General features: G+C 75.6%; 4 protein-coding genes. 3 read left to right on the top strand and 1 reads right to left on the bottom strand.

Annotation, left to right across the window (positions count from 1 at the left end; genetic code table 11):
* Positions 1–47: 47 nt before the first annotated feature.
* Both pta and DLJ47_RS33640 read left to right on the top strand, forming a co-directional pair.
* Positions 48–2,114: a phosphate acetyltransferase gene (gene pta / locus DLJ47_RS33645; RefSeq protein ID WP_109906190.1), complete on the top strand. Its 2,067-nt coding sequence runs from the start codon at positions 48–50 to the stop codon at positions 2,112–2,114.
* 37 nt (positions 2,115–2,151) lie between these two features.
* Positions 2,152–3,270: an acetate/propionate family kinase gene (locus DLJ47_RS33640; RefSeq protein ID WP_109906188.1), complete on the top strand. Its 1,119-nt coding sequence runs from the start codon at positions 2,152–2,154 to the stop codon at positions 3,268–3,270.
* Positions 3,271–3,350: 80 nt separating this feature from the next.
* On the opposite strand, the gene DLJ47_RS36520 is transcribed toward DLJ47_RS33640, so the two are convergent.
* Positions 3,351–3,521 carry a hypothetical protein gene (locus DLJ47_RS36520; protein ID WP_172899270.1) on the bottom strand — a complete coding sequence of 57 codons (171 nt, stop codon included), beginning with the start codon at positions 3,519–3,521 and terminating at the stop codon, positions 3,351–3,353.
* Between the two features lie 158 nt (positions 3,522–3,679).
* Between DLJ47_RS36520 and DLJ47_RS33635 the strand changes: the two genes are divergently transcribed.
* Positions 3,680–4,535: alpha/beta hydrolase family protein (locus DLJ47_RS33635; RefSeq protein WP_109906186.1), on the top strand; the 856-nt coding region annotated here is incomplete at its 3' end.

Raw genomic sequence — 4,535 nt, 5'->3', positions numbered from 1 at the left:
GGCGAAGGACCCGGGCGGGCGGCGGCGTGATCTTCTAGGGTGGTGACGTGGCCCGGAGTGTGTACGTCACCAGCGTGGGTTCCGGTGGAGGCAAGTCGACCATCGCTCTCGGGCTGGCCGAACTGCTCTCCCGGCAGGTCGAGCGGATCGGCGCGTTCCGGCCGTTGGTCGGCGGCACCGGTCCCGATCCCATCCTCGCCCTGCTCAGCGAGCGCTACCGGATCGAGCCCCCGCTGGCCGACCTGTCCGGCACCACGTACGCCGAGGCGACCGCCCTGGTCGCCGACGGGCGGCGGGAAGAGCTGATCTCCCGGATCGTGGAGCGCTACCGGGCGGTGGAACGCCGGTGCCCGGCGGTGGTCGTGGTGGGCAGCGACTTCGCCGACGGCGGTGACGGCGCCGGCCCCCGCGAGCTGGCCTTCAACGCCCGGCTGGCGACCGAGTTCGGCAGCGTCGTGGTGCCGGTGGTGGACGGCTTCGGGCAGGAGCCGGCGGCCATCGCGGCCGCGGTGCGCGGGGCGTACCACGACCTGGCGGACCTGGGCGCCACCGTGCTGGCGGTGATCGCCAACCGGGTGCCCGAGCCGATGCCCCTGCCCGAGCTGCCGGTTCCCGCGTACGCCATCCCGGAGGTGCCCAGCGTGTCGGCGCCGACGGTGGCCGAGGTGGCGGCGGCGCTCGGCGCCACCCTGCTCGCCGGGGACGACGCCGCGCTCGGCCGGGACGTGCTCGACTACGTGGTGGGCGCGGCGCACGTGCCCACCCTGCTGGACCACCTCACCGACGGCGCCCTGGTGATCACCCCCGGAGACCGGGACGACCTGCTGGTGGCCGCGAGCGCCGCGCACGTGGCCGGGCAGGTGTCGGTGGCCGGACTGGTGCTCACCCTCGGCGAGCAGCCCGACCCGCGGGCGATGCGGCTGTTCGAGGGACTGAACACCGGGCTCGCCGTGCTCTCGGTGACCAGTGACAGCTACGACACGGTGGCCGCGTCCAGCCGGATCGAGGGCCGGCTGAGCGCCGGCAACCCGCGCAAGGTGGAGGCCGCGCTCGGCGCCTTCGAGCGCTGCGTGGACACCGACGACCTGTCCCGCCGGCTGCGGGTCAGCCGGTCCGCCCGGGTCACCCCGCTGATGTTCGAGTACGACCTGATCGACCGGGCCCGGACGCAGCGCCGGCACGTGGTGCTGCCGGAGGGGGCGGAGGAGCGCATCCTGCGCGCCGCGGAGATCCTGCTACGCCGCAACGTCGCCGACCTGACCCTGCTCGGCCGCCCCGACGACATCGCCCGGCGCACCCGGGAGCTGGGCATCGACATCGGCGGGGCGCGGGTGGTCGACCCGGTGACCAGCGAGTGGCGCGACGAGTTCGCCGTCGAGTACGCGAAGCTGCGCGCCCACCGCGGCGTCACCGCCGAGCTGGCGCACGACATCGTGGCCCAGCCGAACTACTTCGGCACGCTGATGGTGCAGACCGGGCACGCCGACGGCATGGTCTCCGGGGCGACGCACACCACCGCCGCCACCATCCGCCCGGCGTTCGAGATCATCCGCACCGTGCCGGGCGTCTCGGTCGCGTCCAGCGTCTTCTTCATGCTGCTCGCCGACCGGGTGCTGGTCTACGGCGACTGCGCGGTCAACCGCGACCCCGACGCCGGCCAGCTCGCCGACATCGCGATCTCGTCCGCCGACACCGCCGCCCGGTTCGGCATCGAGCCCCGGGTCGCCATGCTCTCCTACTCCACCGGCACCTCCGGCGCGGGCGAGGACGTGGAGAAGGTCGCGGCGGCCACCAAGCTGGTCCGCGAAAGCCGCCCGGACCTGCTGGTGGAGGGGCCGATCCAGTACGACGCGGCGATCGACCCGGCGGTGGCGGCGACGAAGCTGCCCGGCAGCGAGGTCGCCGGCCGGGCGACGGTCTTCATCTTCCCGGACCTGAACACCGGCAACAACACGTACAAGGCGGTGCAGCGCTCGGCCGGCGCGGTAGCCGTCGGGCCGGTGATGCAGGGCCTGCGCCGGCCGGTCAACGACCTGTCCCGCGGCGCGACCGTGCCGGACATCGTCAACACGGTGGCGATCACCGCCATCCAGGCCAGCGCGGAGGTCGCATGAGCGAGCGGATCATCAGGCTCGACTCGGTGGTGCCGGCATGAGCCGGGTCCTCGTCCTGAACTGCGGGTCGTCGTCGGTCAAGTACCGGCTCTACGACGGTGACGAGATACGCGACAAGGGCACCGTGGAGCGGATCGGCGAGCCCGGCGGCGGGCCGGCCGACCACGAGACCGCCGTGCGCGACATCCTCGGCCGGCTCGACCTGGCCGGGCTGGTCGCCGTCGGGCACCGGGTGGTGCACGGTGGCCGGCGGTTCACCGAGCCGGTCCTGATCGACGACGCGGTGCTGGCCGCCATCCGCGACCTGGTCCCGCTCGCCCCGCTGCACAACCCGGCGAACCTGGCCGGCATCGAGGTCGCCCGGGCCGCCCTGCCGGACGTCCCGCAGGTCGGCGTCTTCGACACCGCGTTCCACCACACGATGCCGGAGGCCGCCGAGGTCTACGCGATCGACCGGGACACCGCGCAGCGGTACGGCATCCGGCGGTACGGCTTCCACGGCACCTCGCACGCGTACGTCTCCCGCCGCACCGCCGAGCTGCTGGACCGCCCGTACCACGAGCTGAACACGATCACCCTGCACCTGGGCAACGGGGCCAGCGCGTGCGCGGTGGCCGGCGGGCGCAGCGTGGCCACCTCGATGGGAATGTCACCGTTGCAGGGGCTGGTGATGGGCACCCGCAGCGGCGACCTGGACCCGGCGGTGATCTTCCACCTGCGCCGCGAGGGCGGGCTCTCCGTTGACGAGATCGACGACCTGCTCAACCACCGCAGCGGCCTGCTCGGCCTGACCGGTGCCAACGACATGCGCGAGGTGCTCCAGCGGCGGGCGGCCGGCGACCCCGCCGCCGCGCTCGCCTTCGACGTCTACTGCCGCCGGATCACCGGGTACGTCGGCGCGTACTACGCCCTGCTCGGCCGGGTGGACGCGATCACCTTCACCGCCGGAGTGGGCGAGCACGCCGCCCCGGTCCGCGCGGCGGCGCTGGCCGGCCTGGATCGGCTCGGCATCGTCGTCGACCCGGAGCGCAACGCCGGCAACGGCGACCGGGTCATCTCGCCGGCGGGCGCCGAGGTGGCCGTCTGCGTGATCGGCACCGACGAGGAGCGCGAGATCGCCCGCACCGCCCGCGAACTGGCCGCCACCGCGCGCTGACCACCCGCCGCCGGGCAGGGCGGGCGGCCGGTCGTGCCCGGGCCGGGCTGTCGTCGCTCGGCGCAGGCGGTGGCGGGCGGTCAGCCCAGGGCGAGCCAGGCGACCAGGACCACCAGCACGACCGCGACCACCGCCGCGCCGACCAGCAGCGGCGTCCGGGACGCGGCGGCCGGCGCCTCGGCCTCCGGGGTGTTGGCGAAGGCGCGGAACGCCTCGGTGTTGCCGCTCGGGTCGGTGTAGTTCTCAGCCATGCCGGTGACCCTAGCCAAGCCGGTCCCGGCGCACCGCCCCGCGCGCGCCGGCCCGGGTCAGGTCGGGCCGGCCGGGGGACCGACTGGCGACCGGGTGGTGTGCGGAGCCGGTCCGGACGGCGGGGCCGCGCGGGCGCTCCGACACCTACCGTGGAACCGTGGGGGTCAAGCGGCTGGTCGCCGCGCTGCTGACGGCGCTGCTGGCCGGCTGCGGGACGGCCACCGCCGCGCCCGGTACGCCGGAACCGGCCCGCCGGGCGCCCGCCGGGGCGTACGCCGTCGGCGTGCGTACGCTCACCGTCGACGCGGCCTCCGCGCGCCCGCTGCCGGTCACCCTCTGGTATCCGGCGGACGGGAACGCGGTGGCCGCGGGTCGGTTCCCGGTGGTGCTCTACAGCCACGGCCTGGACAGCCTGCCGCACCTGCACGCCGGGTTGACCACCCGGTGGGCCGCCGCCGGCTTCGTGGTGGCCGCACCGGCGTACCCGCACACCCGGCGCGGCGCGCGCCGGTTCGACCGGGCCGACGTACGGCACCAGCCGGCCGACGGGTGGCGGGTGATCCGGCACCTGGTCCGCCTCGACACCCGACCCGGTGACCCGCTCGCCGGCCACCTGGACGTCACCCGGTTCGCCGCGGCCGGCCACTCGGCGGGCGGGTTCACCACCGCCGGGATGTTCACCTCGGGGCGGTCCCCCCGGCTGCGGGCGGGCATCGTGATCGCCGGCGGCGGGATGGCCGGGAGCTTCGCCGCGCCGGCCGCACCGGTGCTCTTCGTGCACGGCACCGCCGACCCGGTGGTGCCGCTGGCGGTCGGTCGGGCGGCCTACCGGCGCGCCGGCGGCCCGGCCGCCTTCCTGAGCGTGCTCGGGCAGGGCCACGGCGAGTACCTGACCCCGGGCCGGCCGGGCTTCGCCCAGGTCCTCGCCACCACCACCGACTTCCTCCGCTGGCACCTCTACGGCGACCCGGACGCCGCCCGCCGCCTCCCCGCCGGCGCCAACGCCCCCGCCC

It is taken from the genome of Micromonospora sp. S4605, assembly GCF_003176715.1.
Taxonomy (GTDB): Bacteria; Actinomycetota; Actinomycetes; order Mycobacteriales; family Micromonosporaceae; genus Micromonospora; species Micromonospora echinaurantiaca.
Note: the sequence above shows the minus strand (reverse complement) of the source record. Positions and strands in the feature narration are given on the sequence as shown.

Bases quoted from the DNA above. Each gene is read 5' to 3' on its own strand.
- DLJ47_RS36520 (WP_172899270.1), bottom strand. From the start codon at position 3,521: ATGGCTGAGAACTACACCGACCCGAGCGGCAACACCGAGGCGTTCCGC.
- DLJ47_RS33640 (WP_109906188.1), top strand. From the start codon at position 2,152: ATGAGCCGGGTCCTCGTCCTGAACTGCGGGTCGTCGTCGGTCAAGTAC.